This is a genomic window from Micromonospora sp. NPDC023737 (genome assembly GCF_040639715.1).
Classification (GTDB): Bacteria; Actinomycetota; Actinomycetes; order Mycobacteriales; family Micromonosporaceae; genus Micromonospora.
The window spans coordinates 1-24769 of record NZ_JBFAAL010000031.1; the positions used below are offsets into that span (position 1 = coordinate 1).

Consider the following 24769-nt stretch of genomic DNA (forward strand, 5'->3'; position numbering starts at 1 on the left):
GGGGCCCCCCCCCTCCCCCCCTTCCCCGCCCCCCCCCCGCCCCCGCCCGGGGGCTGGGCCGTGCCCGCCGAAACGGCCGGGGGGGGGGCCGTCCCCCCCGCCCCCCCCACGGCGGTTGGCACTACCTCCGGATCAGTTCGAACCGGTGACCCGGAACGGCAGCGTGATCCGCTTGTCCGAGTCGGCGCCGGTCAGCGTGAGGCTGGTCGAGCCGGCCTTCGCCGTGCCGGGAACACGGACGGTGGCGCCGGAGATGACGCCGTCGGCGTTCGCCTGCACCGTGCTGGTGGCGAGGCCGTCTCCGAAGCGGACCGTGATCGCCTCGTTCGGCGCGAACCCGAAGCCGTCGATCATGACCGCGGTGCCGGGCGCTCCCGACCTGGTCAACAGCGCCGCCCGCGGCTGGTACGTCCGGACCTGTGCCGGCTCGGTCACCTGGACGGTGGCCGTCGCCGGCGTGTGCGAGGACGCGCCGGTCGCGGTGACGGAGTAGCGGCCGGGCTGCGCGTCGCCGGACGTCACGATCGAGGCCTTCACCGCTCCCTTCGCGGAGGCGGTGACCTTCATGGTCCGCACCGGACTGGTGCCGAGCCTCACGGTGACCTGCTCACCGGCGGCGAACCCGCTGCCGTTGACGGTGATGGTGTCGCCGGAGGTGACGGTGGCGGACGTGGACATGGCGATCGCCGGCTGGGTCTCGCCACGTCCCACGGTCACGGTGAAGGTCCCGGTGCTGCTGGACTGCGTGTCCCACGCGGTGACGCGCACCGTGTAGGTGCCCTCCCGCGCGTAGGTGTGCTGCCCGCTCATCGCACCCGACGCGTCGATCGTGACGTCGGCCGGAACCGTGCCGTCACCCCACTGGACGCGCGCGTGATAGCCCGACGTGTCGGGAACGCCGCCGCTCACCGAGCCGAGGTTCGCCGAGAGGGCCTGGCCGGCGTCGGCCGTCTGGTCCTTCGCAGCGGCGATCGCCAGCTCCTCCGACGTGCCGTCGTCGGCGATGGCGAACACGTGGATCCGGCCCGCCGAGGCGGGGTCGCCGGTCTGCGCCGGCAGGGTCACCGAGACGAGCTTCTTGCCCGCCGGGATCTGGTACGGCGCGGTGGCGAACAGGAACGGCTGGGCGCCGTCCCGGCTCGTGCCGTACAACCGGTACGCGGTCTTGGCGACGATCACGTTGCCGTAGGACGGCGTGCCGTTGGCGTTGCCGCCCAGCGTCCAGTCGCTCATCTGGATCGGGATGCTGGCGGTGCTGCCGTCGCTGAAGGTCGCCGTGCCGGTCGTGCTCTGGCTGCCCTGCGTGCCGGCGCCGATGAACGAGATGCTCGTGGCGTCGTCCGGCAGGTCGAGCGCGATCGTCCGCCCGTTGCCGCTGGCGTTGTCGGCCTGCCCCGCCGGGATCGCCGGCAGGGTGAAGTGCAGCGACGTACCCGGCACCCCGTGCCGCTTGCCCTGCGTCACGCCGGCCGCCGTCAGGGCAGCCCGCGAGTACGCCCACTGCTTGGCGTCGCAGTTCGCCGCGCGGACGCCCTCGTCACCGATGCAGACGGTGTCGAAGGCGGCGACGAGGCCGTCGCTCGGCGCGTAGGAAACGTTGACGCCGACGGTCGCGGAACCCTGGCCGGTACCGTCAGTGACGGTGACGTTCGCCTGGTGGTAACCGGGCGTGGCGTAGGTGTGCGAGCCGCTGACGCCGTAGACGGCACGCGAGCTGAGCGAGAGGGTGCCGTCGGTGACCGGCGTGCCGTCTCCCCAGTCGATGGTGACCTGGTAGCCCTCGGCGTTGCCGCCGGTGACGGTGGCCAGCGGTACGGACACGGGCACGCCGGCCCGCGCGTCGACGCTGCCCGCGGCGGTAACCGCGACGTCGCCGCCGCCGAGCTCCAGGTCACCGCCGGCGAGCAGCTCGACCTCGGCGAGGTTCGTCTGCGCGGCGCCCACGCTCTTCGTCACGACGAGGCGGAACTGAGCGAACCGTCCCGGCTTGTCGATCTTGAAGGGGCGGGTCTGGTTGCGCCACCGGAACACCTCACCCTTGCGGGAGTCGACGGTGGTCCAGGTGATGCCGTCGTTGGAGCCCTGCAGGCGCCAGTCCGCCGGGTCACCCTCGGCCGAGCCGGAGGTGAGGGTGTAGTAAGCGGGCTTCTGCTTCTCGCCGCGGAACGCCCAGCTGATCTCCGGGGCGCCGGAGGTGAAGGTCAACTGCGTGATCGACGAGTCGTCGAACAGCTTCGACGCGTCCTGGCCGCCGGTCGCGGTCGCGGTGCCGAGGCCCGGGCCGGTGGTGTCCTGCAGCGGTTCGGGCGTCGCGTTCCCCTTGGTCAGCGACGGCGGCGCGTCGTTCTTGCCGCTGCCCCAGGACGACGGGTCGGGGCCCATCTGGAAGTCGATGGTGCCGCCCTTGGCGAACGCGGACGCGTCGATGGAGACCGTGCGCTGCTTCTTGCCGTTGACCTTCACGCCCTGCACGTAGACGTTCTTCGTGCTGTTGTTCGGCGCGTTGACGACGAGGTCGCCGTTGGCGCGGTGCACGACCATCCGGGTGAACTGCGGAGAGCCGATGGCCCACTGGGACGAGCCGGCCTGCAGCGGGTAGATGCCCAGCGAGCTGAGCACGTACCACGACGACATCTCGCCGTTGTCCTCGTCACCCAGGTAGCCCTGGCCGATCTCGCTGCCCACGTAGTGGCGCTGCAGGATCTCCCGGACGATCGCCTGGGTCTTGGCCGGCACGCCGGCGAAGTCGTACATGTACGGGATGTGGTGCGACGGCTGGTTGCTCATGCCGAGCTGACCCATCCGCACGGCCCGCGCCTCGAGCATCTCGTGGATGAGGCCGCCGTACCCGCCGTAGCGGTCGGCGTTCTCGGTGGTGGCGAAGTACTCGTCGAGCTTCTGCTCCAACGCCTTCGGCCCGCCGAGCAGGTTGGCCAGCCCCCGGCCGTCCTGCTGCGCGGTGAACGCGAAGTTCCACCCGTTGGTCTCGGTGTAGACGCCGCCCCAGTCCAGCGGGTCGCTGACGAGGAAGTTGCCGGCGGCGTCGCGGCCCTGGAAGAGCTTCGTCTTCGGGTCGAACAGGTGGACGTAGTTGCGGGCCCGCTGCAGGAAGTACTCCGACTCGTCCTTGAGCCGCTTGCGTTCCGACTTCGGCGTCGCCGGGTCCTTCGCCAGGGCCGCGGCCATGTTGCCGATGCCGTAGTCGTTGATGAAGCCTTCCAGGGCCCACGACACCGACTCTCCGGTGGAGGTCGGGGTGTAGCCGAGGAAGAGCGAGGTCTCGATGCCCTTGCGGCCGACCGCGTTGCGTCCGGACGCGACGGTGGCGTCCTTGACCGCGGCGTCGTACGCGGCGAGCGGGTCGGGCAGCTCGACCCCGGTGAGGTAGGCCTGGGCCAGCGACACGTTCGCGCTGGTGCCGGTCATCAGGTCGGCGTAGCCGGGCGACGACCAGCGGGCGATCCAGCCGCCGTCACGGTACTGCTGGACGAAGCCGTCGGCGATCCGCGCCGCGACGTCCGGGTACAGCAGCGCGTACGCGGGCCACACGGTGCGGTAGGTGTCCCAGAATCCGTTGTTGACGTAGATCTGCCCGTCGACGATCTTGGCACCGGTGTGCGTGGCGGTCGACGCGCCGGTCGGCGCCGACACCGGGCTCGCGTACTGCCAGCGCGGAGTGGCGGCGGTGCCGGTGTTCTCCGACTGCGAGTTCGGGTACAGGTTCAACCGGTACAGGTTCGAGTACAGCGTCACCAGTTGCGTCTCGGTAGCGTCCCGCACCTCGATCCGGCCGAGTCGCTCCTGCCAGGCGGCGGTCGCGGCGGCGTGGATCTGGTCGAAGCTCTTCCCGGTGACCTCCAGGTCGAGGTTCTTACGCGCCTGGTCGACCGAGAGGAACGACGTCGCGATACGCATCATCACCTGACGGTTCGCGGAGACGTCGAAGGTGGCGGACGTCGCGGCGGACGCCGTCGGCGCGCGGTCGAAGGCGCCGGCCACGAACATCCGGCTGCGACCGGCCGAGAAGCCGCTCCCGTTGTCGACCCAGCCGGTGAACGTGCCGTCCGTGCCGATGGTGAACGTGCCGTTGTGGAAGACGAGGCTTCCGGTGGCCTGCCCGGACGGGAAGGTGAACCGCATGACACCGGCGTGGTCGGTGGGTGCCATCTCCGCGACCAGGCCGTTCTGCAGGGCGACCCGGTAGTAGTCCGGCCGCGCCGTCTCGTCCTCGTGGCGGAACGCGACCGCCCGGCGGGCGGGCTCCCCGGTGAGGGGACCGTCGCCGGCGACCGGCATGACCGACATCTGGTTGCGGTCACCCATCCACGGGCTGGGCTCGTGCGAGATCCCGAGGCCCTGCAGCTCGGGCAGGTTCTGCTCGTTGTTGTACCGGTGGTAGTTGTACTGCCACGAGTCGGACACGGCGTCGGTGACCGGGGTGAGGAAGTTGAAGCCGTTCGGCACCGCGCTGATCGGCAGGTTGTTGCCGCGCGAGAAACCACCTGTCGAGTTCGTTCCGCGCCGGGTGTCGACGTAGTTCGTCAGCCGCGAGCCGTCGATCGGGGTCGGCGCGGCGGTCAGCTCGAGGTCGTCGAGCCAGCCCCGGAACCGGGTCGTGTCGGTGGCGTTCGGGATGTCGTAGGCCAGCAGGATCCGGTCGATGGTCTTGCCGTTCGCGACCGCGCCGATGTCGGACTGCACCGCGTTCCACTGGTCGGCGTAGAGCACCTTGGACGCGCTCTGCCCGGCCGTGGTCAGCGGGTAGCCGTGCTGGTCGACCGGCGAGAGGCGGCTCAGGTAGCTGCCGTCGGTGAAGTGCAGGTCCACGGCCGTGTACGTGGACGGGTACTCGCTGTTCCCGTCGGTGAACTCAGGGAAGATCTTGTAGGAGAGCCGGGTCTTCGGTCCGACCGGGATGTCCACGTCGAACAGCTTGTTCGTCGCGTACGAACGACCGGCCGCCTCGGCGCCACCCGCGTACCGCAGCGCGGCCACGCCGGTGAATCCGGCCCCGGGCTTGGTGGTGTAGCCGCCGGTCGGGCCGGCGCCGACACTACTGACCATCGTGGTCGTCGGCGGCCGGGTGTTCGAACCGTCGCTGATGCTCCAGCCCGCGAGTTGCAGCAGCGGGTTACCGGAGTTCGCGGTGACCTTCAGGCGGTAGTAGCCGTAGGCGGTCTTGTTGGCGAAGCTGTAGTACTTCGTGGCGTACCGCCCGCTGAACCGCTCACCGGTCCGCTTGTCCAGGTCGGTCCAGGTGCTGCCGTCGTTCGACCCCTGGATGACGAAGTCCCGCGGGTCACGGCCCGGTTCGTCGTCGGCGGCGGTCAGCGCGTAGCGCACCACCGCGGCCGGCTCGGTCAGCCGGTAGGTGACCCAGCCGGTCTGGCTGAACGCCAACCACTTCGTCGCCGAGTCCTCGTCCTTCAGGTTCGCGGCGACCTCGTTCGGCGCGTTCTCGTCACTCGCGGTCACCGAGTCGACCTTGCCGAGCAGGCTGCCGGGCAGGGTGGCGGTCGTTCCGCTCAGGTTGGCCTGGACCGGTTTGCCGTCCTGGCCGACCTCGACGGTGCTCGTGGCGGGTTGTGGATCGGCCGACTCGAACGAGGAACTGAAGTTGCCGGGCGGCGCCGTCCTGGCCGCGGCGTTCGCGAGGGGCGCGCCCAGGACCAGTCCCACCGGCAGCATCACCGCGGTTGCCGCGGCAAGCAGTCGGCGCGACGAGGGGCGCGCGAATGAGGGATACGACATGCAGGTAGGGCCTTTCGACTCGATTCGCGTCGAGTACGTCGAACGTGGTGGTGGAGTGGACCGCGAGCGCGGTCCGTCAGGGGTGCAGGCGTTGCTGCCTGCTCAGGCCGGTTGAACCGTCCGTCGGAGTGGGCGTCGAGCCGTCACGGCACCGCCGGACGGGATGCTCGTCGCCCTGGTGCGTGGCCCGCCGATCTCGGCAATGTGCTCTCCTCCGGAGTCGCGGCCTGACATCGTTGTCATGTGGACCCACTGCCCACGAGAGGCAGGCCACCGAACCGTCGCTGATAGTCCCGGTCAGAGCGGTGTCGTGTCAACGAGTTGATCAAACCGCAACATCGGACTCGTGGTCGGGCCGCTGTCGGCGGGCCCACCGGACCGCTCCGGGGTCGTTTCCGGCCCGGCCCCGGTCAGTACAGCTGGCCGTCACGCATCCACGGTCGCAGCTTCTCCGGATTGCGGACCGCCCAGATCCGGGTGACGCGACCGTCGACCACGTCGAGCGCGGCTACGGTCATCACGGCGCCGGCACGCTGGGCCACCAGGCCCGGCACACCGTTGACCGAGCGCAACAGGAGTTCGAGTCCCGGAGCCTTGTCGGCGATGGCGACCAGGTACTGGGCGATGCGCGTGCGGCCCTCGATCGGGCGCAGGACGGTGCCGACCAAGCCGCCGCCGTCGGCGGTCATCACGGCGGACGGGTCGAGAAGCTCGACGAGGGCCGCGATGTCCCTGGCCTCCCAGGCCTGTTTGACCTGCCGCACCGCGTCGATCCGCCCGGCCGCCGGCAGTGGCGCCCGCGCGAGGCGCACCCTCCGCCGGGCGGAGGCCGCAAGCTGCTTGCAGGCCGCAGGGGTCCGGCCGACGATCTCGGCGATCTCGGCGAACGGGTACCGGAAGACGTCGTGCAGGACGAACGCCACCCGCTCGGCGGGTGTCACCGACTCCAGCACGACAAGTAGGGCCATGGCCACCGATTCGTCCAGGACTATCTGGTCGGCGGGGTCGACGCCCCGGCCGTGGTCCCACTCGGCCTGATCGGGCAGCGGATCGGGCAACCACGCGCCGACATAGCGTTCACGCCGGACCCGCGCCGAACCGAGCACGTCCAGGCAGATGCGGCAGGTCACCGTCGTCAGCCAGGCGCCGGTGTTTACGATCTCGTCCTGCCGGCTTCGTGGCAGCGCGTACCAGCGCGCGTAGGCCTCGTGCACGGCGTCCTCGGACTCGGCAAGTGAACCGAGCAACCGATAGGCGACATTGATCAGTTGACGCCGCTCGCCCGCCACCTCATCGGTGCTCGTCCCGGCCGTCGCCATGCCTCCGACCGCCTCCTCGCCCTTACCTTTCGCAGGCCCGTCTCGTCGGACCGGTGAGACCTTATCGATCCGGCGCCTTCGGGCGGAAAAGAGGACTGTGGCATGGCAACTCAGGCGACGGCGGAGCACCGCCTCTCATTTCTGCAGATCGCGGTCGTCGTGCAGACCCTGACCATCTTCGCGCAAGCCGTCTCCGCGGGCCTGCTGCTGACCTCGTCCTACGGAGAGACGCTGCACAGTGCCGGAGCCCGCGTGATGTACGGCGCGTCCATGCTGTACCTGCTGGCGGCGGTGCTGGCCTGGAAGCCGGGTGGCGGCTCACCGCGGCCCGTCTGGCAGGCGTCCGGCTTCCTCGCCCTCGCCTCGGCCCAGGTCGTGCTCGGCATCGCGCACGTACCGTCGGTACATCTTCCCCTGGGCGTCCTGATGTTCGGGCTGAGCGTCCTGGCACTGGTGCGCAGCTGAAGCCCGGCAGGGGCATCTCCGGGATCAGCCGGAGCCTGTCTGGCGGATCGGGCCGCGTCCGGGCGGCCCGATCACCTTCGGTGCCGGTGAACGGGGCTGACGCGTGGACTCACCTGCGGCCCCGGCCGCGGAAGCTCACTGAGGCAGTTCGGTGCCCGCCTGCTCGCTCACCATGTACCGCGCGTACCAGCCGGGCCAGTCCGGGTCCGTCTTACCGGTGCGCTTCTCGTGCTCGCCGTGGGCGGCCTCCGCGCGACGCAACGCGCTCGCCAGGTCGCTCGCGGAGGCGAACGACGTCCCCTCGGCCTCGACCCGCCCCGGAAGCCGGGTCGTGATCTCCTGCACCAGCCAGGTGTTGCCGTCCGGATCCTCGAAGGTGGCGCGGGAGAAGTAGCTACGGCCTTCGGGATCCGGGCCGCTGACCGGCCCCTGCGGAGTCATGTGGACGATCTCGCCGACGTCCACCCCGGCGCCGATCAGGGCACTTCGGGCCGCTTCGAGGTCCGAGACGACCAGGTAGTTCACGGCGGAACCGGGTGCCGCCGGGTTGAGGCCCGGGCCGAACTGGACCGAGCACCCCGAGCCGTGCGGCGTCAACTGGACGATGCCGGCCGGAGTCTGGTCGAGCCGCCACCCGAGGCGGCCGTAGAACTCCTTCGCCCGGTCCACATCCGTGACCGGCAGGATCACGACCTCGAGCTTCATGTCCACGTTCTCGATGCTCGCCGCGCTGTTCCGGGCACCCGGCATCGTTGGCCTCCCTGGCTCGGTCACCGCACCTTGCGCACTCCTGCGGAATCATGTCGGTGGAGGTCCCGATCGGCCGCCTGGCCTCGTGAACCACGCGCCGGGATCCGCCCGCCGGGTGTCGCTGCGACAGCCACCGACGAGGCGGGGACTCGGTTACAACCTACTGCGTCCGCAGGTGCGGGAGGCCCCGTTCCCCGCATCGCAACCCCTCGGCCGGAACGCGGCCGATCAGCACGGGCACCGGTCGGAAAGGGCGTAGCGGACCAGCACCACGTCCCCGATCTGGCGGACCTCCGCCACGGCGGCACGACGACCCGGATGCCAGGGGTACCGGCCGTCGGACACGAACCGCGGCGCCCGGCAGTCGCCGACGAAGAACGGCGCGACGACCAGGTGCAACTCGTCCACGAGCCCGGCCGCGAGGAACTGCGCGTGCACGCTGCCGCCGCCCTCGACCATCAACCGGCGTACGCCCCGGGCGGCCAGGTCGGTGAGCATCGCCGCGAAATCCAGCGGCTCGCCACCGTCGAGCACGATGGCCAGCCGACCGATCCGTTCCCGGGTCTTCTCCAGCGCGCCGGAGGCGCAGAAGACGAGCCGCTCGGTCTCCCCCGCCGTGAAGAAGCGGGCGGTCGGGTCCAGGTCCCCGCTGGCCGTGATGGTCACCTTGACCGGCGTGGCGGGCTGTCCGGTCGCCACCCGCTCCTCCCGCCGCCTCGCCGAGCGGACCAGCAGCCGCGGGTCGTCGCGCCGGACCGTGCCCGCGCCGACGAGGATGGCGTCGCAGCCGGCCCGTACCTCGTCGATCCGGTCGAAGTCGTCCTCGTTGGAGAGCAGCAGTCGCTGGTCGGTGGCGTCGTCGATGTAGCCGTCGATGGAGGCCGCGCAGCTCAGCAGCACGTACGGCCGGACCGGCCCGGCCGTCACCGGACGGCCGGGAGGTCGGGGGTGCGCGCGGCGCGGCTGGCCTTCGCCGCGAGGTAGTCGGCGTTGGCCGGGGAGAGGTACAGCCCGGTCGGCACCCGCTCGGTCACCGTCACGCCCAGCCGGTCGAGTTGGAGGGCCTTCTCCGGGTTGCTGCTCAGCAACACGATGGCCGGGACCCCGAGAGTGGCGAGCATCTGTGCGGCCGCGCTGTAGTCACGCTCGTCCTCGCCGTGGCCCAGCGCCACATTCGCCTCGTACGTGTCCAGCCCGGCGTCCTGCAACGCGTACGCGTCGAGCTTCGCGTACAGCCCGATCCCCCGGCCCTCCTGACGCAGGTAGAGCAGAAAACCGCCGGCCTCGGCGATCCGCTCGACCGACTCGCGCAGCTGGGGGCCGCAGTCACAGCGTTGGCTGCCGAACACGTCCCCGGTCAGGCACTCGCTGTGCGGGCGCACCAGCGGCGCCGGCCCGCCGGCGGCGTACCGGTCGAGCGCTCCCGCCCAGTCGCCCAGCCCGAACGCCAGGTGTTCCCGACCGTCGACCAGCCCTTTGAAGGTGAAGACGCGGGCGCTGGTGGCGTAGCCGTCCGGAAACCGCAGCGGCACGGTGACCTGGGTGCGGATCGTCGCGACAGGGAGTGCTTCCGACATGTGGCTCCTTACGTCCGGCGCGGCCCGCCCGGCCGCGCCTACCGGCACCCTTTCAACACTCAACCACGCTGCGGAGCTTCCCGCCGTCCCAAGAGCGGCGGGATCCGCCGGCCGAGCGCGAGCGGCTCACGCATCCGCCGACGGAGCAGCACCGCGGCGCCCGGCAGGCTCGCGACCAGTACCAGGGCCCCGTACACCGTCGCGGTCGCCACCCCCTGGGCGGCGGTCAGGCCGGCCGCGCCGAAGGCCCACGCGGCGACTCCCTCCCGGGGTCCGAAACCGGCGACGTTCAACGGCAACCCCATCGCCAGCAGCGCGAGCAGCGTCAGCGGCAGCAGCCGGGACAGCGGCGCGGTGGCCCCCGCGGTACGCGCCGCGAGCAGGAACGTCGCCAGGTGTCCCGCGACCATGACCGCGGAGGAGAGCAGCACGCCCAGCCGGGTGCGCCGGGCGCGCAGTACCGCCCGTACGTCGCCGGCCACCGCGCCCGCCGCCCTCGCCCAACGGGACCGGCCGGCGCGAGGCACCACCCGGGCCGCCAGCGCCACGGCGAGCGCGCCGACCACCAGCAGCGCGACCGCCACCGGCAGGTACGGCCGCGCCGGCGACGGGAAGGCGGCGAGCAGCACCAGCGCGAGGACCACCTGGACGACCTGACCGGCGCTGCGCTCCCACACCACGGCACGTACGGCGCGTCCGACGTCCCCCGCGTCCCGTCCGTGCCGCACCGCCCGGTGCACGTCGCCGAGCACCCCGCCGGGCAGCGTCGCGTTGAGGAACACCGCCCGGTAGCAGTGGGCCACGGCGGTGCGCAGCGGCAGCCGTACGCCCAGCCCGTCGGCGACCAGGCTCCACCGCCACGCGCCGCAGACCGTGGTGACCGCGCCGATCGCGAGAGCCAACGCCAGCGCCGGGCCGTCGATCAGGGCCAGGCCGTCGAGGAACGGGCCGCTGCCCACCTGCCACACCAGTACGCCGAGCAGCCCGATCCCGCCGAGCGCCCGCACCCACGACCAGAACATCCGCGCCGACCTCCCATCGAAAGATCGTCCTCTCTGAGAGGCACGGGCGGCGGGCCCGAACGGTTCAGCCGGCGAGCACGTCCTCGTGCTCGACCACCACGGCGAGCCGGCCGGCGGCGGCCTCGGCGAGCCGGCGTCGGGCGTACCCGGCCGACCGGTCCGCCAGGTCGGGGCGCTGCTCGCAGGCCGCCGCGAGCCAGCCACGGAACCACTCGGCGGTCAGCTCCGCGTGCTCCGCGCCGAGCCGCCACGGGCTGGGCCGGGTCCGGACGGGTACGCCGTGCCGGGTGAACGCCTCGATGGTGGCGGCCACCGCGTCCGGCCCGAGCAGCCGCCGGTCGCCGACACGGCGGCGCTGGTGGTCGTTGAACGCCTCGGCGATCTCCGTGTCGAGCGGGTCCGCCGGGGTGAGCCGCACCCGGCCGACGACCGAGATCATGAAGAGGGTCGGGCGACCGGCGCAGGCGGTGACCACCTGCTCGATCTCGTCGGCGGTGAGCATGTCGAGCAGCGCGGAGGCGGTGACCAGGTCGGCTGCCGCGAGGTCGGCGGCGGTGAGCCGGGTCAGGTCGGCACACCGGGTCGTCACGGTGACCGGGCTGCCGTCGGCGGCGGTGACCTGGACCGGCCCGGCTGTGGCCAGCGCAGCCGCGCCGGCGGTGGCCGGCTCGACGGCGGCGGCCGCACCGGTGACGGCCAGGGCCAGCAGACCCGGGTCGCGGTCGTACAGGGTCCAGTGCTGCGGACCGGGCAGGCGCGGGGCGAGCCAGCGCAGCACCGAGCCGGTGCCGCTGCCCAGGTCGTGGATCATCAGGGGCCGGGTCGGCAGCCGCTCGCGGACCACGTCGACCAGCTCGGTCACGCGGGCCACCGAGTCGGCGGCCTCCCGCAGCCCGAGCCACGCCGGGAAGGGCAGCAGCACGTCGGTGCTCACCCGGTCACCCCGGTCAACACCGTCGCGAGCTTCGACGCCGTCACCGGCCAGCCGGTGAGCGTGTCCCGCCGGTCCCGTGCCGCGCGGCCGAGCCGGCCACGCAGACCGGCATCGCTCAGCCAGCGACGCAGCGCGGCCGCCAGCGCCGCCGGGTCGTCCGGCGGGACCAGCAGGCCCGGCAGCTCACCGCCGGGCGCCCGGCCCAGAGTCGCGGGCAGACCGCCCACCACGGTGCCCAGTACCGGGACACCGCGGGCCAGCGCCTCGGTGACCACCATGCCGTACGTCTCCGCGCGGGACGGGAGCACGAGCAGATCCGCGACGGCGTACGCGGCGTCGAGGCGGGTCCCTGTCCACGGACCGGCCAGCTGCACCCGGCCGGTGAGCCCGGTTACGGTCAGCTGCGCCCGCAGGTCGGCGACGAACCCGGGATCCCGGGTGAGCGCACCCACGCAGACGCACGTCCACGGCAGGTCGGCGACCTGCGCCAGCGCCCGGGCCAGCACGTCGTGCCCCTTCGTGGCGGTGACCGCGGCGACGCAGAGCAGCGCACCACCGCTGCCACTGCCGATGGCCGGCGGCGCCGGATCAACGCCGGGCTCGGCCACGTGCACCCGGTCGGCAGGCAGGTCGTACCGGTCGAGCAGCCGGTCCCGCGTCCAGCTGCTGGTCGCCACCACCGCCCGCGCCGAGGCGAGAGCCCGCGCCTCGGTCTCGTCGTCCAGCGGCATGTGCAGCAGGACGACCAGACGCAGCCGGTCGGCGTGCGGCGCCAGCACGTCGGGCGTCGCCGAGGCCACCAGGCCGTCGACCAGGACGACCGCCCCGTCCGGCAGCGCCGCGAGCACCCCGGCGAGCACCGCCCGAGCAGACCGGTCCGGCCGGGGCCACTGCCCGGCCACCGCGTGTTCGCGTACCGTCCAGCCCTGCTCGGCCAAGCCCCGGCAGACCCGCCGGTCGTAGTGGTTGCCACCGCTCGGCGAGCCCGGGTCGTCGATGTCGTTCGGCAGCACGACGTGCACCTCGCCGGCGCCCCTGGTGCCTCCCCCGGCGGTGGCCTGCCAGGTCCTCACAGCGCCGACCAGACGTTCGCGACCGCGGGGCTCGCAAGCTCACTCCTCGCGCTCACCGCACCGCCTTCCGTTCGCGACCGCGGGGCTCGCAAGCTCACTCCTCGCGCTCACCACACCGCCTTCCGTTCGCGACTGCGGGGCTCGCAAGCTCACTCCTCGCGCTCACCACACCGCCTTCCGTTCGCGACTGCGGGGCTCGCAAGCTCACTCCTCGCGCTCACAGATCTCGCTCGTAGGTGGCCCACGCCACGTGCGACTCGTGCAGGGTGACGGTGATGCCGGTCAGGTGGCGTGCGCCCGCACCGAGCCGGCCGGCGTGCACCCGCTCGACGAGCCGGTCGGCGATCGTCCGGGCGAGCACCTCGGTGGTCGTGTTCACCCCGGCGAAGGCCGGCTCGTCGTCCAGGTTGCGGTAGGTGAGCTCGCCGAGGACCGACTTGAGCTGCTCGGTGGCCAGGCCGATGTCCACCACGATGCCGTCCTCGTCCAGCTCGGCGCGGCGGAACGTCGCGTCCACCACGAACGTCGCGCCGTGCAGGCGCTGCGCGGGCCCGAAGACCTCCCCGCGGAAGCTGTGGGCGATCATGATGTGATCACGCACGGTCACACTGAACACGGAATCACTCCTCGTCGTAGGTGATCAGATGGCAGAGGGCCGGCAACTCGCCCGAGGTCAAGCGTCCCAGCACGTCCGGTAGCTCGGCGAAACGGGAGGTGCCGGTGATCAGGGCATCGAACACCGGGTCGGCCAACAGGTCCAGGGCGAGCGCCAGCCGGTCGGCGTACGAGCGGCTCCCCCGCCGGGCCGGCGCGACCATGCCCACCTGACTGCCCCGGACGGTCAACCGTCCGCTGTGAAAGACCCCGCCGAGCGACAACTGCACGGGACGGTCGCCGTACCAGCTCAGCTCGACGACCGTACCTTCGGGCCGGAGCAGCTCCAGCGAACGTTGCAGACCGGCCGCGGTGGCGCTGGCGTGGACCACGAGGTCCCGTCCGCCGCTCGCCCGCTGCGGTGCCACGAAGTTGACGCCGAGCGCCTCGGCGACGGCCGCCCGGCCGGGATCGGTGTCGACGAGTTCGACCCGCACGCCGGGGAAGCGGGCGAGCAGGGCCGCCACGCAGCAGCCGACCATGCCGGCGCCCACCACGGTGACCCGGTCGCCGACCAGCGGCGGGGCGTCCCAGAGCGCGTTCACCGCGGTCTCCACCGTGCCGGCCAGCACCGCGCGCCCGGGCGGCACCCGGTCGGGCACCGGGACCACCGCCGAGGCCGGTACCACGTACGCGGTCTGGTGCGGGTACAGGCAGAACACCGTGCGGCCCAGCAGGTCGGCCGGGCCCTGATCGACGACGCCGACGTTGAGGTAGCCGTACTTCACCGGCGCCGGGAACTCGCCCTCCTGGAACGGGGCACGCATCACGGCGTACTGGTCGGCCGGCACCCGACCGGCGAAGACCAGCGTCTCGGTGCCCCGGCTCACCCCGGAGCAACGGGTACGCACCAACACCTCGTCCGGGCCGGGATCGGGCAACCGCACCGGGCGGATCTCGCCGCGCCCGGGCGTACCGAGCCAGAAAGCGTGGGCCTCACGGGTCATCGGCTGCTCCTCACTGCGCGGCCGGTCGAACCGAACGGCCACCAATTCCGTGTCCCCTGGCAGGGGCGTCGATCATAAACACGGAGGCACGGTGCGAACGGTTCGAACTGGTCCCATGGTCGGCTTGATCGCCCAGATCGTCCTGCTCACCACGCTGGCCGCGACGGTCGGGCTGGGCAACCTCGGCTGGCTGGCCGGCGCTGGTTACGGGGTCGTGAGCTGCGTCGCGCTCACCCGGGCGATGCGTCACGCCGGGACCGAGCGGCTGGGCCCGGCCGACCGGGTCACGCTCACCCGATCGGTGCTGGTCGGCGCGGTGACGGCGCTGGTCGTGGACACGATCGGCGGGCCCGCGCCGGTCGGGCTGCTGGCGGTCCTCACCGCCGTGGCGCTGCTGCTGGACGCCGTGGACGGCCGGGTGGCCCGCCGCACCGGTACCGCCAGCGCGCTCGGGGCACGCTTCGACATGGAGGTCGACTCGTTCCTGCTGCTCGTGCTCAGCGTGCACGTCGCCCCGTACGCCGGGCTGTGGGTGCTCGCCGTCGGCGGGATGCGGTACGCGTTCGTCGCCGCCGGCTGGGCGCTGCCGTGGCTGCGGGGGACGCTGCCGCCGCGGCACTGGCGCAAGGTGGTCGCGGCCGCCCAGGGCATCGTGCTGACCGCGGCCGGCGTGTTGCCGGGAAGGCCGACGACGCTGCTGATCGTGGTGGCACTGGCCCTGCTCGTCGAGTCGTTCGGCCGGGACGTGATCTGGTTGTGGCGGCACCGCCCGCTGCGTCCCGGCCCGCGCCCGCCGCTGCCCGCGCAGCCACGCCCGGACGACCCGTCGGCCCGAACGCCGGCGCTGGCCGGGTCCCGCGCCGACGGGTGGAGGCTGTGATGCCGTCGCGGTCGGTCACGGAACGCACCTCCGCCGGGGCGGACCCGCACGACGGCGCCGGCACCCGGCCGCGATGGCGGCGGGTCGCCTCCGGCGCGCTGACCGGGCTCGCCGGCCTGCTGGTCTTCGCGGTGCTGGTCGCGCCGGACCCCGCCGACCGGGTCACCGCCGGCGCGGTCCTGCGCATCCCGCTGGAAGGGCTGCTCGGCCTCGCCCTGCTGCTCGCCCTGCCGCCGCGCGGGCGGCGGGTGGCCGCGCTGGTGGCCGGACCGGTGCTGGGCGTGCTGGCCGTGCTGAAGGTCGCCGACCTCGGCTTCTACGCGACGCTGGCCCGGCCGTTCGATCTGGTGCTGGACTGGGCGCTGCTGGACGACGCGTACGGGTTCGTGCGGGACGCGGCGGGCCGGGCGAGCGCCGTCGGTGCCGCGGTCGGTGTGGCGCTGCTCGCCGCCGCTCTGCTGGTCTCCCTGACGTTCGCGGTGAAGCGGGTGGCCCGAGTGGTGGCGAGGCACGACCGCGCCGCCACCCGGACGGTCGCCGCACTGACCGTGGCGTGGGTGGCGTGCGCCGCGTTCGGCGTGCCGGTGGCCGACTCCGGCACGAGCACCCTGGTGGGGGCGCACGTGGCGCAGGTACGGGAGCGGCTGCGCGACCGGGGCGCCTTCGCCGGCGAGATCACCGCCGACCGGTTCCGGGACGTCCCCGGCGACCAGTTGCTCACCGGCCTGCGGGGCAAGGACGTGGTCCTCACGTTCGTGGAGAGCTACGGGCGCAGCGCGATCGAGGATCCGGGTCTCGCGTCGGAGGTCGACCCGGTGCTCGACGCCGGGTACGGCCGGCTACGGGCGCAGGGGTACGCCGCGCGCAGCGGCTTCCTCACCTCGCCCACCGCGGGTGGCGGCAGCTGGCTGGCGCACGACACGCTGCTGTCCGGTCTCTGGACCGACAACGAGCAGCGCCATCGGGCATTGCTCGCCAGCGACCGGCTCACCCTCAACGGCGCGTTCCGGCGGGCCGGTTGGCGGACGGTCGGGGTGATGCCCGCGACCACCCAGCCCTGGCCCGAGGGGTCCTTCTTCGGCTACGACCGCTACTACGACTCGGCCGGGCTGGACTACCGCGGCACGAAGTTCGCGTACGCCCCCATGCCCGACCAGTACACCCTGGCGCAGTTCCAGCGCGCCGAGCGCGCCGGGACGGACCGGCCACCAGTGATGGCGGAGATCCCGCTGATCTCCAGCCACTCGCCCTGGACGGCGGTGCCCCGGCTCATCGGCTGGGACGACGTCGGCGACGGCTCGGTCTTCGCGCAGGCCTCGAACCGGGTGGAGAGCCCACCGGACGCGGCACGGGCCGGCTACCGGCGGGCGATCGCGTACTCGCTGGACACGTTGGTCTCGTACGTCGAGACGTACGGCGACGACGACCTGGTGCTGGTGTTCCTCGGTGATCACCAGCCGGCGCCTGTGGTGACCGGGCCGGACGCGAGCCGGGACGTGCCGGTCACGATCGTCGCCCGGGACCCGGCTGTGTTCGACCGGATCTCGGACTGGGGCTGGCAGGACGGCCTGCGCCCGGGGCCGGCTGCCCCGGTCTGGCCGATGGACGACTTCCGCGACCGTTTCCTCACCGCGTTCGGGCCGGCGCCGGGCGCGGCCGCCGCGCACCCCGGAGGCTGACGGATCCGCTGTTCCGCGCCTCACAGTCTTCAGCCTGAACTGTTCAGTTGAAGCTGACGGTTCTACCGTTGACCGGTGACCAGACCGGAGATCTCCAGCGATGCCGTGCGCGCCGCGCACGAGCTTCGGGTGGTGTTCAGCCGGCTCCGTCGCCAACTGCGGGAGGTCGCCGACCGCAACGGGCTGACCCCTTCGCAGGTCGCCGTGCTGAGCCGCCTCGCGACGAGCGGACCGGCGTCCGCGAGCGACCTGGCCGCCGCCGAGCGGGTCCGGCCGCAGTCGATGGCGGCGATCCTCGCCCCGCTGACCGAGCAGGGGCTCATCGACCGTAGGCCCGACCCCACCGACGGCCGGCGGCAACTCGTCTCGCTGACGCCCGCCGGACAGGCCCGCGTGGCAGGCGACCGGCAGGCCCGCGAGGAGTGGCTGGCGCGCGCCCTCCAGGAGCGGTACACCGCCGCCGAGCGCCAGACCATCGTCGAGGCGCTGGCCCTGCTCGACCGCCTGACCGGGTCGTGACCACCCGCGCCACCCCGGCGAGGGCCACCGCACGCCGTCCCGCCGGTTTCGACCGCCGCCTCATCGCGCCGATGATCCTCGGCGCGGTGCTCAATCCGATCAACTCGTCGATGATCGCCGTGGCGCTGATCCCGATCGGGGCCGCGTTCGGCGCACCCCCGTCGCGCACCGCCTGGCTGGTCTCGGCGCTCTACCTCGCCACCGCGGTCGGGCAGCCCGTCGTCGGGCGGCTCGTCGACAGGTACGGACCGCGCCGGCTCTACCTCGTCGGCACGGCGCTGACCGGCATCGCCGGAGTGCTCGGCACCGTCGCACCGTCGTTGGGGGTCCTGGTGGCCGCCCGGGTGCTGCTCGGGATCGGCACCTGCGCCGGCTACCCGGCCGCCATGTCCCTGCTGCGGCACGAGTCGCGGCGCACCGGGCAGGACAACCCGGGCGGCGTACTCACCGCGCTGGCGATCTCCGCGCAGACCGTCTCCGCGGTCGGACCCACCCTCGGTGGGCTGCTGATCGGGCTCGGCGGTTGGCACAGCATCTTCGCGGTCAACATCCCACTGTCGGCGGCCTGCCTGATCCTCGGCGCGCTGCGGATGCCGAGGACCACCGCCACCTCGCCGGGCAGCGGGCTGGACCTGCCGGGCATGACGCTGTTCGCCGGGCTGCTGAGCGCGGTGCTGCTGCTCCTGATGAACCCCCGCGCGGAGTACCTCTGGCTGCTTCCGGTCGCCGTGGCCGCCGGCGCCGGGCTGGTCGTACGCGAACTGCGCACCGCCGACCCGTTCCTGGACCTGCGGGTGTTGGGCGGCAACCTGCCGCTGATTGCCACGTACGCCCGCAACCTGCTCACCTTCACCGTCTCGTACGCCTGGCTCTACGGCTACACCCAGTGGCTGGAGCAGGGGCGGGGGTTGTCCGCCTCGACGGCGGGCCTCATCCTGCTGCCGCTGTTCCTCACCGCGATCGGGGTCTCGGCGTTGACCGGCCGCCGACGCGGGGTACGCGGCAAGCTGTTGTTCGGCGCCGGCACGCAGCTCGCCGCCTGCGGCCTGCTGCTCGCGGTGAGTCCCAGCAGCGGCACCTGGCTGCTGGTCGCCGTCGCGGTGCTGGCCGGCGTACCGCAGGGGCTGCTCGGTCTGGCCAACCAGAACGCCCTCTACCACCAGGCCGACCCGGCCCGGATCGGATCCTCGGCTGGGCTGCTGCGCACCTTCACCTACCTCGGCGCGATGGTGGCCGCCGCCGCCAGCGCGGCGACCTTCGGGCCCGGCGCCGACACCGCCGGGCTGCACGAGTTGGCGCTCGTGATGCTCGCCAGCGCCGTGCTGCTGCTGCTCGTGGTCCTGGTGGACCGCTCGCTGCGGCGGATCGGCGCACCTGCCGATTCGACGGCACCAGCCTGATCCACGCCGGCCCGGGTCCGGCGGAGCCCGGCCACCGGACCGGTTCAGGCACCGAACCGAAAGGAACACCTGATGGCACTCACCGCTCTCGACCCGCGTACCGCGCTCGTTCTCATCGACCTTCAGCGCGGCATCGTCGCCGCGCCCACCGCCCCCTACCCGGCGGCGGAGATCGTCGCGCGCGGTGTGCAGCTGGCCGACGCCTTCCGCGCACACGGCGCTCCCGTGGTGCTGGTCCGCGTCACGACCGCCCCGGACGGCGCGGACGCTGCCCCGGGCCGCACCGATGGTGGGCCGGCCGGCGGCAGCCGCCCCGAGGGCTGGGACGTGCTCGTCGACGAGCTCGGTGGCCACCCGGGCGACATCGTGGTCACCAAGCGGAACTGGGGTGCCTTCTACGGCACCGACCTCGACCTGCAGCTGCGCCGCCGGGGCGTGACCCAGATCGTGCTCGGCGGCATCGCCACCAGCATCGGCGTGGAGTCGACGGCCCGCGCCGCGCACGAGCACGGCTACCACGTCACCCTCGCCACCGACGCGATGACCGACCTCGACGCCGAGGGGCACCGCAACAGCGTCGAGCGGATCTTCCCCCGGCTCGGCGAGACCGGCACCACCACCGAGATCATCGAGCTGCTGCGACGTACCCACGGCTGATCGCCGAAGATTTTCGTCCGGACGTTGTCCGGAACGGGCCGGCCCGTTCGTCACTCTGGTGAAGAAACCCCACCGAGGAGTGAACGATGAAGTATCTGATGTTCGTCTGCACCGACAACGAGCCGGACGCCGACCCGACCGCGGCACCGGACGTCGAGAAGTGGGTGGCCGAACGCGACGCGAACGGGCAACGGCTGATGGGCGAGCGGCTCGCCCCGCCGACCGCGGCCACCACGGTCCGCGTCCGGCGAGGTGAGCTGCTGCTCAGCGACGGCCCGTTCGCTGAGACCAGGGAGGTGATCGTGGGGTTCGACCTGCTGGAGTGCGCCGACCTGGACGAGGCGATCGACGTGGCCCGTAGCCATCCGATGGCGTACGAGGGCCGGATCGAGCTGCGCCCCTTCTTCGACCCGAACGCCTGATCCGTGTCGGACACCTCCCGGGCGGTCGCTGCGGCGAGCCAGGAGTCGTTCGCGCGGATCGTGGCCGCGCTGATCCGGGTCACCGGCGACTGGACGCTCGCCGAGGACTGCGCCCAGGATGCGCTGGCGCTGGCGGTCGAGCGCTGGCCCCGGGACGGTGTGCCCGCGAATCCGGGCGGCTGGCTGATGACAGTCGCCCGGAACCGGGCCGTCGACGTGCTGCGCCGCGCCGACGTCGAACGCCGCAAGCTGAGCGAACTGGCGCGGCTCGCCGAGCGGGCAACCACGCCGCCGGGCAACGGTGAGGAGGATGTGGTGGACGACCGGCTGCGCCTCATCTTCACCTGCTGCCACCCGGCACTGGCGATGGAGGCGCGGGTCGCACTCACCCTGCGTACCGTCTGCGGGGTGGCCACCGCCGACATCGCGCGGGCCTTCCTGGTCGCCGAGCCGACGATGACCCGCAGGCTGACCCGGGCCAAGGCAAAGATCGCCCAGGCCGGCATCCCCTACCGGGTGCCGGCCGGGCGGGCGCTGGTCGAGCGGCTACCCGGAGTGCTGGCCGTGCTCTACCTGCTCTTCACCCGGGGCTACGACGCCGACGGCGAGCCGGCGTTCGCCGACGAGGCGATCCGACTGGCTCGGCTGGTCGAGCGGTTGCTGCCCGGCCAGCCGGAGGTCTCCGGCCTGCTCGCGCTCTTCCTGTTCCAGCACTCTCGCCGCGCGGCGCGCCGCGACGCCGAGGGCAATCTGCTCACCCTCGACCGGCAGGATCGCTCCCGCTGGGATCACGCTGCCGTCACCGAGGGTCTCGACGCGCTGTCCCGGGCCGGACATGACGGCCCGTACGCCGTCCAGGCGCACATCGCGGCCTGCCACGCGACGTCCCGGAGCAGCGCGGAGACGGACTGGACGGCCATCGCCGGATGGTACGACCGACTCGCCGAGAGGCAACCCACGCCGGTCGTACGGCTCAACCGCGCCGTGGCGCACGGCTACGCGTACGGACCGGCGGCCGGCCTGGCTCTGCTGTCGGAGGCACAGGCCCGCGGCGCGCTGGACGGCTACCCGCCGGCGCTCGCCGTCGAGGCGGAGCTGACGGCCCGCCAGGGCGATCGGGCGCGGGCGGCTGCCCTCTTCCGGGCCGCCGCCGCGATGAGCGACGGACCGGCGGAGCGCCGGGCGCTCACCGACCGGGCCGACGAGCTGGCACTCGGCCGGCCGTGACATCGCCTACGCGAACCGCAGGTGCCGGCGCTGGCGTAGCCGGACGGCGGCGGCGACCGCGACCAGCAGCGTGAGGACGGCCGCGAACGCGATCCCCTGGGTCAGCCCGCGCGTCAGGTAACCACCGTCGGTGTGGTCGATGGCGTACGTGCCGATCTCCCGGCTGAACCAGAACGGCAGTGCCCGGGTCACGCCGTCCGCCGGGTCCATCACCATCTGCAGCCCCACCACCGTGAGCAGCACCAGCGTGCCCTCCAGCTCACGCGGCAGCACGGCGCTCAGCAGCAACCCGAACGGTGCGGCCACGACCACGGTCAGCGCCATGATCAGGGCGATCGCGCCGTACCGGACGTCGTGCTGGTCGACGACGATGAGCACGAAGTACGGCACGGAGAGCAGCACCCCGACCGTCCAGAGCGCGAGCAGCCGCCCGAACACCAGGTGGGCGCTGCGGTAGCCGGAGAGCCGCAACCGGGGTTCGATGCCGCGCGCCGCGCTGCCGGCGAACAGGGCCGCGGTGCTCAGCGCCCAACCGAGGCCGAGGCAGACGAAGCGGATCGACTGACCGAGATGGTCGCCCCGGCGGCTGAGGTAGAAGGCCAGCGGCAACAGCAGCAGGATGACCAGCACCGATCGGCGGCGCAGCAGCTCACGCAACGCGGACTCGGCCACCACCAGAATCTTGGTCATGCGACGCGCTCCCGGGAGGCGGTCAGGTCGAGCACGATGTCGACCCGGTCGAGCTGGTTGAGCAGGTGGGTGACGACCACGATCGCCTTGCCGGCGTCGCGCCAGCGCCACACCTCGTGCCAGAAGTCGAGGTAGGTGCCCCGGTCGAAGCCCTGGTACGGCTCGTCGAGCAGCAGCACGTCCGGCTCACCCAGTCCGGCCAGCACCAGGTTCAGTTTCTGGCGGGTGCCACCGGAGAGGTGCCGTGCCTGCGTACCGGCCGGTGGGCTCCAGTCCAGGGCGGCGGCTTTCGCCCGGCCGTCCCGGCGGGCCGTGCGGCGGCTCAGCCCCCGCCCCGCGCCGACCAGCACGAAGTGCTCGTCCGGGTCGAGGAACTCGGCGGTACCGCCGTCCTGGGGGCAGTAGCGTCGATGCGCACGGTGCCCGAGTCCGGGCTCAGCAGGCCGGCACAGATCCGCAGGAAGGTGCTCTTACCGGCCCCGTTGGCGCCGACGACCGCGGCGATCTCCCCCGCCCGTACGGTGAGGTCAACCCGGTCGAGGACGGTCCGGCCCCGGTAGCGCTTGGTCACGCCCCGCGCGGCGAGCCGCACCGGGCCGGGCCGCCGCCGGGGCGGACGCTGGTCGGGCCCGCCGAGGCTGTCGGCGACCGCCCGCGCGTACGCCTCCGGCGGGCCGAACACCCGCAGCGGAGGCTCCCCGCTCTCGGCCAGATGGGTGGCCGCCTCGGCGACCACGTGTCCGGTCAGGTCGGGCCCCACCCCGTGCCGGCGCAGTTCGCCGGTGAGGGCGGCGAGCCAGGCGTCGTGGTTCACCGCTGCGGCTCCTCGCTCAGTATCGCGCCGACGCTCAGGGCGAAGGCGTTCCAGTCGGTGGTGGCCGCGCGCAGCGCAGCGCTGCCGGCCGGGCTGATCCGGTAGTACTTGCGGGCCGGGCCGGTCCGCCCCTCCCGCCAGTGCGCGGTGAGCAGGCCGGAACGCTGCAACCGCAGCAGCACCGGGTAGAGGGTGCCGCCCTGCACAATGCCGAGCCCGTGGGCCCGCAACGCCTGGGACAGCTCGTAGCCGTAGGACTCCCCTCGGCTGACCAGCGCGAGCACACAGAGGTCGAGCACCCCGCGCAACCACTGCGCCCGTCTCTCCTGGTCCATCCCGGCCGCTACCGCCGCGCCGCGCGGACGACGGCGGACGCCGCTCCTGAGATCATGTGCCGGACGATAGCGGTGCAAGCTAGCTTGCGCAACCAGCTAGCTTCCGGCGCCGGGTAGGTGTTCGGCACGGCGGAGCGGTCGCCTCCCACTCGCCGGGGCCGACGCGACGACGGTGTGCGAGGCGGGATCGTCGCCGACGAGAACGCGGTGCGGCCGCCGAGGTCAGCCCGGCGGCGCGGCCGGCTGGTCGACCGGGCAGGCGTAGGCGGTGCGAGCGCCCAGCTCCCAGCGGCGCACCGGGGCGCCGCACCGGCGGCACTCGGCGCGCTTGTAGACCCACCGCTCGTCCGGCGCGGTCGGGTCACTGACCACCTGACCGGCGTCCCGCCCGAGCGCCAGGTACTCCGCCGCGAGTTCCCAGAGCCGGCGGGCGGCCGGCGCGCCGATCCGGCGGGCGTCGGGGTCGAGACCGGCGAGGAAGAGCAGCTCGGCGCGCCAGGCGTTGCCGATGCCCGCCCAGAGCGACTGGTCGAGCACGGCCGCGCCGACCGCGCCCCCGGCCGTGGCCAGCCGGCGCACCGCCTCGTCGGCGTCGGCGTCGGCCCGCAGCGGATCCGGGCCCAGCGAGGCCCGCAGGGCCCGCTCGCTGTCGCCCGGTAACGGCTCGCACCGGATCGGCGCGATCAGGTCGTACGCGACCGCGTCGGTGGCGATCCGCAGCCGCACCCCCTTGCGGGGCGTGACGGTGGGGTCGTCGTAGCGCAGCCACAGTCCACGCATGCCGAGGTGCACGTGCAGGGCCGGGCGGTCGTCGAAGTGGTACAGCAGGTGCTTGCCGTACGCCTCGACCGCCTGGAGCGTGCACCCCACGTACGGGCCCGGGTCGAAACGGCCCTGCGGGCTGGTGAGGGTCGGCACGGTTCCGGCGAGGGCAGCGTGCTGCTCACGCGCGTACCGGTGGATCAGGTGACCCTCGGGCATGGCCGGCGCGTACCCGGCTCCGGTTCCGTTTCACCCCCGGTGCCCGGGTTTCCGGCGCACGATCGGGGAAGTAAAGGGGAAGAAGGCCCGGCTGGAGGGGATACGAGATGACCGTCAACGCGGACGACCCGCTGAGCGAAGCACCCGAGGCGGACGCCTTGGAGCAGCGGCAGACGGTGGTGGACGACTCGGAGCAGGACGTCACCCCCACCACGCCACCTCTGGAGGTCACCGAGGCCGACGTCGCCGAGCAGGGCGCGCCGCCGGCCGGTGAGCAGGATTCGCTCACCTACCTACCCGAGGACGCCAACCCGGCGGACGTGCTGGAGCAACGCGAGTCGATCATCCCGGCCGACGAGGACCACCGGGACTAGGGCGCACCACCCCCGGACGGATGGCGAGAGCGGCGCGGGTCGTGATCGGAGACGCCGACGTTGCTGGCTCAACTCGGGCCCGCCCTGTGTGTGCGCCGCCGGGCCCCGCCCTGTGTGTGCGCCGCCCGCACGTGGCGCGGCTTGTATGCGAAGACGCCGCCGGCCGGCACCCTCTCGGGGTGCCGGCCAGCGGTTCACGCTCGTGTGCTGTGTGGTTGTCAGCTGTTCCAGTACTGGCCGACGAGGTCGGCGGCCTGCTGCTCCCACTGGGCGTAGGCGTCCGGGTAGGCCGACACCTG

Annotated in this window: 22 protein-coding genes and 2 pseudogenes; 9 read left to right on the plus strand and 15 right to left on the minus strand. The window is 72.9% G+C overall.

From position 1 onward, the window contains the following. Positions 1 to 132: 132 nt before the first annotated feature. Both AB0F98_RS31195 and sigJ read right to left on the minus strand, forming a co-directional pair. Positions 133 to 5751 carry a GH92 family glycosyl hydrolase gene (locus AB0F98_RS31195; protein ID WP_357742982.1) on the minus strand — a complete coding sequence of 1873 codons (5619 nt, stop codon included), beginning with the start codon at positions 5749 to 5751 and terminating at the stop codon, positions 133 to 135. Between the two features lie 410 nt (positions 5752 to 6161). After that, positions 6162 to 7070 carry an RNA polymerase sigma factor SigJ gene (gene sigJ, locus AB0F98_RS31200; protein ID WP_357742985.1) on the minus strand — a complete coding sequence of 303 codons (909 nt, stop codon included), beginning with the start codon at positions 7068 to 7070 and terminating at the stop codon, positions 6162 to 6164. Between the two features lie 102 nt (positions 7071 to 7172). On the opposite strand from sigJ, the gene AB0F98_RS31205 reads away from it, so the two are divergent. Further along, complete coding sequence (locus tag AB0F98_RS31205) at positions 7173 to 7535, plus strand: hypothetical protein (protein WP_357742988.1); 363 nt, start codon at positions 7173 to 7175, stop codon at positions 7533 to 7535. A gap of 135 nt (positions 7536 to 7670) precedes the next feature. Here AB0F98_RS31205 and AB0F98_RS31210 read toward each other — a convergent pair whose 3' ends face one another. From AB0F98_RS31210 to AB0F98_RS31245, 8 genes are all read right to left on the minus strand, one after another. Next, a complete protein-coding gene (locus AB0F98_RS31210) occupies positions 7671 to 8285 on the minus strand; it encodes a VOC family protein (RefSeq protein ID WP_357742991.1) in 615 nt (204 codons plus the stop codon). A gap of 228 nt (positions 8286 to 8513) precedes the next feature. After that, positions 8514 to 9212, minus strand: coding sequence for a dihydrofolate reductase family protein (locus tag AB0F98_RS31215; RefSeq protein WP_357742994.1), 699 nt, complete (start codon positions 9210 to 9212; stop codon positions 8514 to 8516). Next, a complete protein-coding gene (gene ribA, locus AB0F98_RS31220) occupies positions 9209 to 9862 on the minus strand; it encodes a GTP cyclohydrolase II (RefSeq protein ID WP_357742997.1) in 654 nt (217 codons plus the stop codon). Before ribA ends, AB0F98_RS31215 begins: the two co-directional genes overlap by 4 nt. A gap of 59 nt (positions 9863 to 9921) precedes the next feature. Beyond that, positions 9922 to 10884, minus strand: coding sequence for a lysylphosphatidylglycerol synthase domain-containing protein (locus tag AB0F98_RS31225; protein WP_357742999.1), 963 nt, complete (start codon positions 10882 to 10884; stop codon positions 9922 to 9924). 64 nt (positions 10885 to 10948) lie between these two features. Next, positions 10949 to 11818 carry an SAM-dependent methyltransferase gene (locus AB0F98_RS31230; RefSeq protein WP_357743002.1) on the minus strand — a complete coding sequence of 290 codons (870 nt, stop codon included), beginning with the start codon at positions 11816 to 11818 and terminating at the stop codon, positions 10949 to 10951. Next, positions 11815 to 12891 (minus strand): glycosyltransferase family 4 protein, encoded by a 1077-nt coding sequence (locus AB0F98_RS31235; RefSeq protein WP_357743005.1) that lies wholly within the window; start codon positions 12889 to 12891, stop codon positions 11815 to 11817. Before AB0F98_RS31235 ends, AB0F98_RS31230 begins: the two co-directional genes overlap by 4 nt. A gap of 217 nt (positions 12892 to 13108) precedes the next feature. After that, positions 13109 to 13507 (minus strand): 6-carboxytetrahydropterin synthase, encoded by a 399-nt coding sequence (locus AB0F98_RS31240; RefSeq protein ID WP_357743007.1) that lies wholly within the window; start codon positions 13505 to 13507, stop codon positions 13109 to 13111. 4 nt (positions 13508 to 13511) lie between these two features. Beyond that, positions 13512 to 14492 (minus strand): zinc-binding alcohol dehydrogenase, encoded by a 981-nt coding sequence (locus AB0F98_RS31245; RefSeq protein WP_357743010.1) that lies wholly within the window; start codon positions 14490 to 14492, stop codon positions 13512 to 13514. 115 nt (positions 14493 to 14607) lie between these two features. Here AB0F98_RS31245 and AB0F98_RS31250 point away from each other — a divergent pair. The 7 genes and pseudogenes from AB0F98_RS31250 to AB0F98_RS31280 form a co-directional block, all read left to right on the plus strand. After that, positions 14608 to 15273, plus strand: a pseudogene (locus AB0F98_RS31250) (CDP-alcohol phosphatidyltransferase family protein); the annotation flags it as partial. A gap of 272 nt (positions 15274 to 15545) precedes the next feature. Next, positions 15546 to 17051, plus strand: a pseudogene (locus tag AB0F98_RS31255) (sulfatase-like hydrolase/transferase); the annotation flags it as partial. 75 nt (positions 17052 to 17126) lie between these two features. Then, positions 17127 to 17570, plus strand: a complete 444-nt coding sequence (locus AB0F98_RS31260) for a MarR family transcriptional regulator (protein ID WP_357743013.1) — start codon at positions 17127 to 17129, stop codon at positions 17568 to 17570. Continuing rightward, a complete protein-coding gene (locus AB0F98_RS31265; RefSeq protein ID WP_357743016.1) occupies positions 17567 to 18970 on the plus strand; it encodes an MFS transporter in 1404 nt (467 codons plus the stop codon). Before AB0F98_RS31260 ends, AB0F98_RS31265 begins: the two co-directional genes overlap by 4 nt. Positions 18971 to 19042: 72 nt before the next feature. Further along, on the plus strand, positions 19043 to 19627 hold the full coding sequence (locus tag AB0F98_RS31270; protein WP_357743019.1) for a hydrolase: 585 nt from the start codon (positions 19043 to 19045) through the stop codon (positions 19625 to 19627). A gap of 86 nt (positions 19628 to 19713) precedes the next feature. Then, a complete protein-coding gene (locus AB0F98_RS31275) occupies positions 19714 to 20049 on the plus strand; it encodes a YciI family protein (RefSeq protein WP_357743022.1) in 336 nt (111 codons plus the stop codon). 3 nt (positions 20050 to 20052) lie between these two features. After that, on the plus strand, positions 20053 to 21276 hold the full coding sequence (locus AB0F98_RS31280; protein ID WP_357743025.1) for a DUF6596 domain-containing protein: 1224 nt from the start codon (positions 20053 to 20055) through the stop codon (positions 21274 to 21276). A gap of 6 nt (positions 21277 to 21282) precedes the next feature. On the opposite strand, the gene AB0F98_RS31285 is transcribed toward AB0F98_RS31280, so the two are convergent. The 5 genes from AB0F98_RS31285 to AB0F98_RS31305 all read right to left on the minus strand — a co-directional run bounded on the left by AB0F98_RS31285 (position 21283) and on the right by AB0F98_RS31305 (position 24096). Beyond that, on the minus strand, positions 21283 to 21966 hold the full coding sequence (locus AB0F98_RS31285) for a hypothetical protein (protein WP_357743028.1): 684 nt from the start codon (positions 21964 to 21966) through the stop codon (positions 21283 to 21285). Beyond that, the gene (locus AB0F98_RS31290) at positions 21963 to 22316 is read right to left on the minus strand and encodes an ATP-binding cassette domain-containing protein (protein ID WP_357743031.1); all 354 of its coding nucleotides are present in this window, start codon (positions 22314 to 22316) and stop codon (positions 21963 to 21965) included. Before AB0F98_RS31290 ends, AB0F98_RS31285 begins: the two co-directional genes overlap by 4 nt. Next, positions 22289 to 22780, minus strand: a complete 492-nt coding sequence (locus AB0F98_RS31295) for an ATP-binding cassette domain-containing protein (protein ID WP_357743034.1) — start codon at positions 22778 to 22780, stop codon at positions 22289 to 22291. Before AB0F98_RS31295 ends, AB0F98_RS31290 begins: the two co-directional genes overlap by 28 nt. Further along, entirely contained in the window at positions 22777 to 23115 is a 339-nt protein-coding gene (locus AB0F98_RS31300; RefSeq protein WP_357743037.1) for a PadR family transcriptional regulator, read from the minus strand. The genes AB0F98_RS31295 and AB0F98_RS31300 overlap by 4 nt, the downstream gene beginning before the upstream one ends. Positions 23116 to 23337: 222 nt before the next feature. Continuing rightward, the gene (locus AB0F98_RS31305) at positions 23338 to 24096 is read right to left on the minus strand and encodes a DNA-formamidopyrimidine glycosylase family protein (protein WP_357743040.1); all 759 of its coding nucleotides are present in this window, start codon (positions 24094 to 24096) and stop codon (positions 23338 to 23340) included. Between the two features lie 107 nt (positions 24097 to 24203). Between AB0F98_RS31305 and AB0F98_RS31310 the strand changes: the two genes are divergently transcribed. Next, complete coding sequence (locus AB0F98_RS31310; protein ID WP_357743042.1) at positions 24204 to 24470, plus strand: hypothetical protein; 267 nt, start codon at positions 24204 to 24206, stop codon at positions 24468 to 24470. The last annotated feature ends 299 nt before the right edge of the window (positions 24471 to 24769 follow it).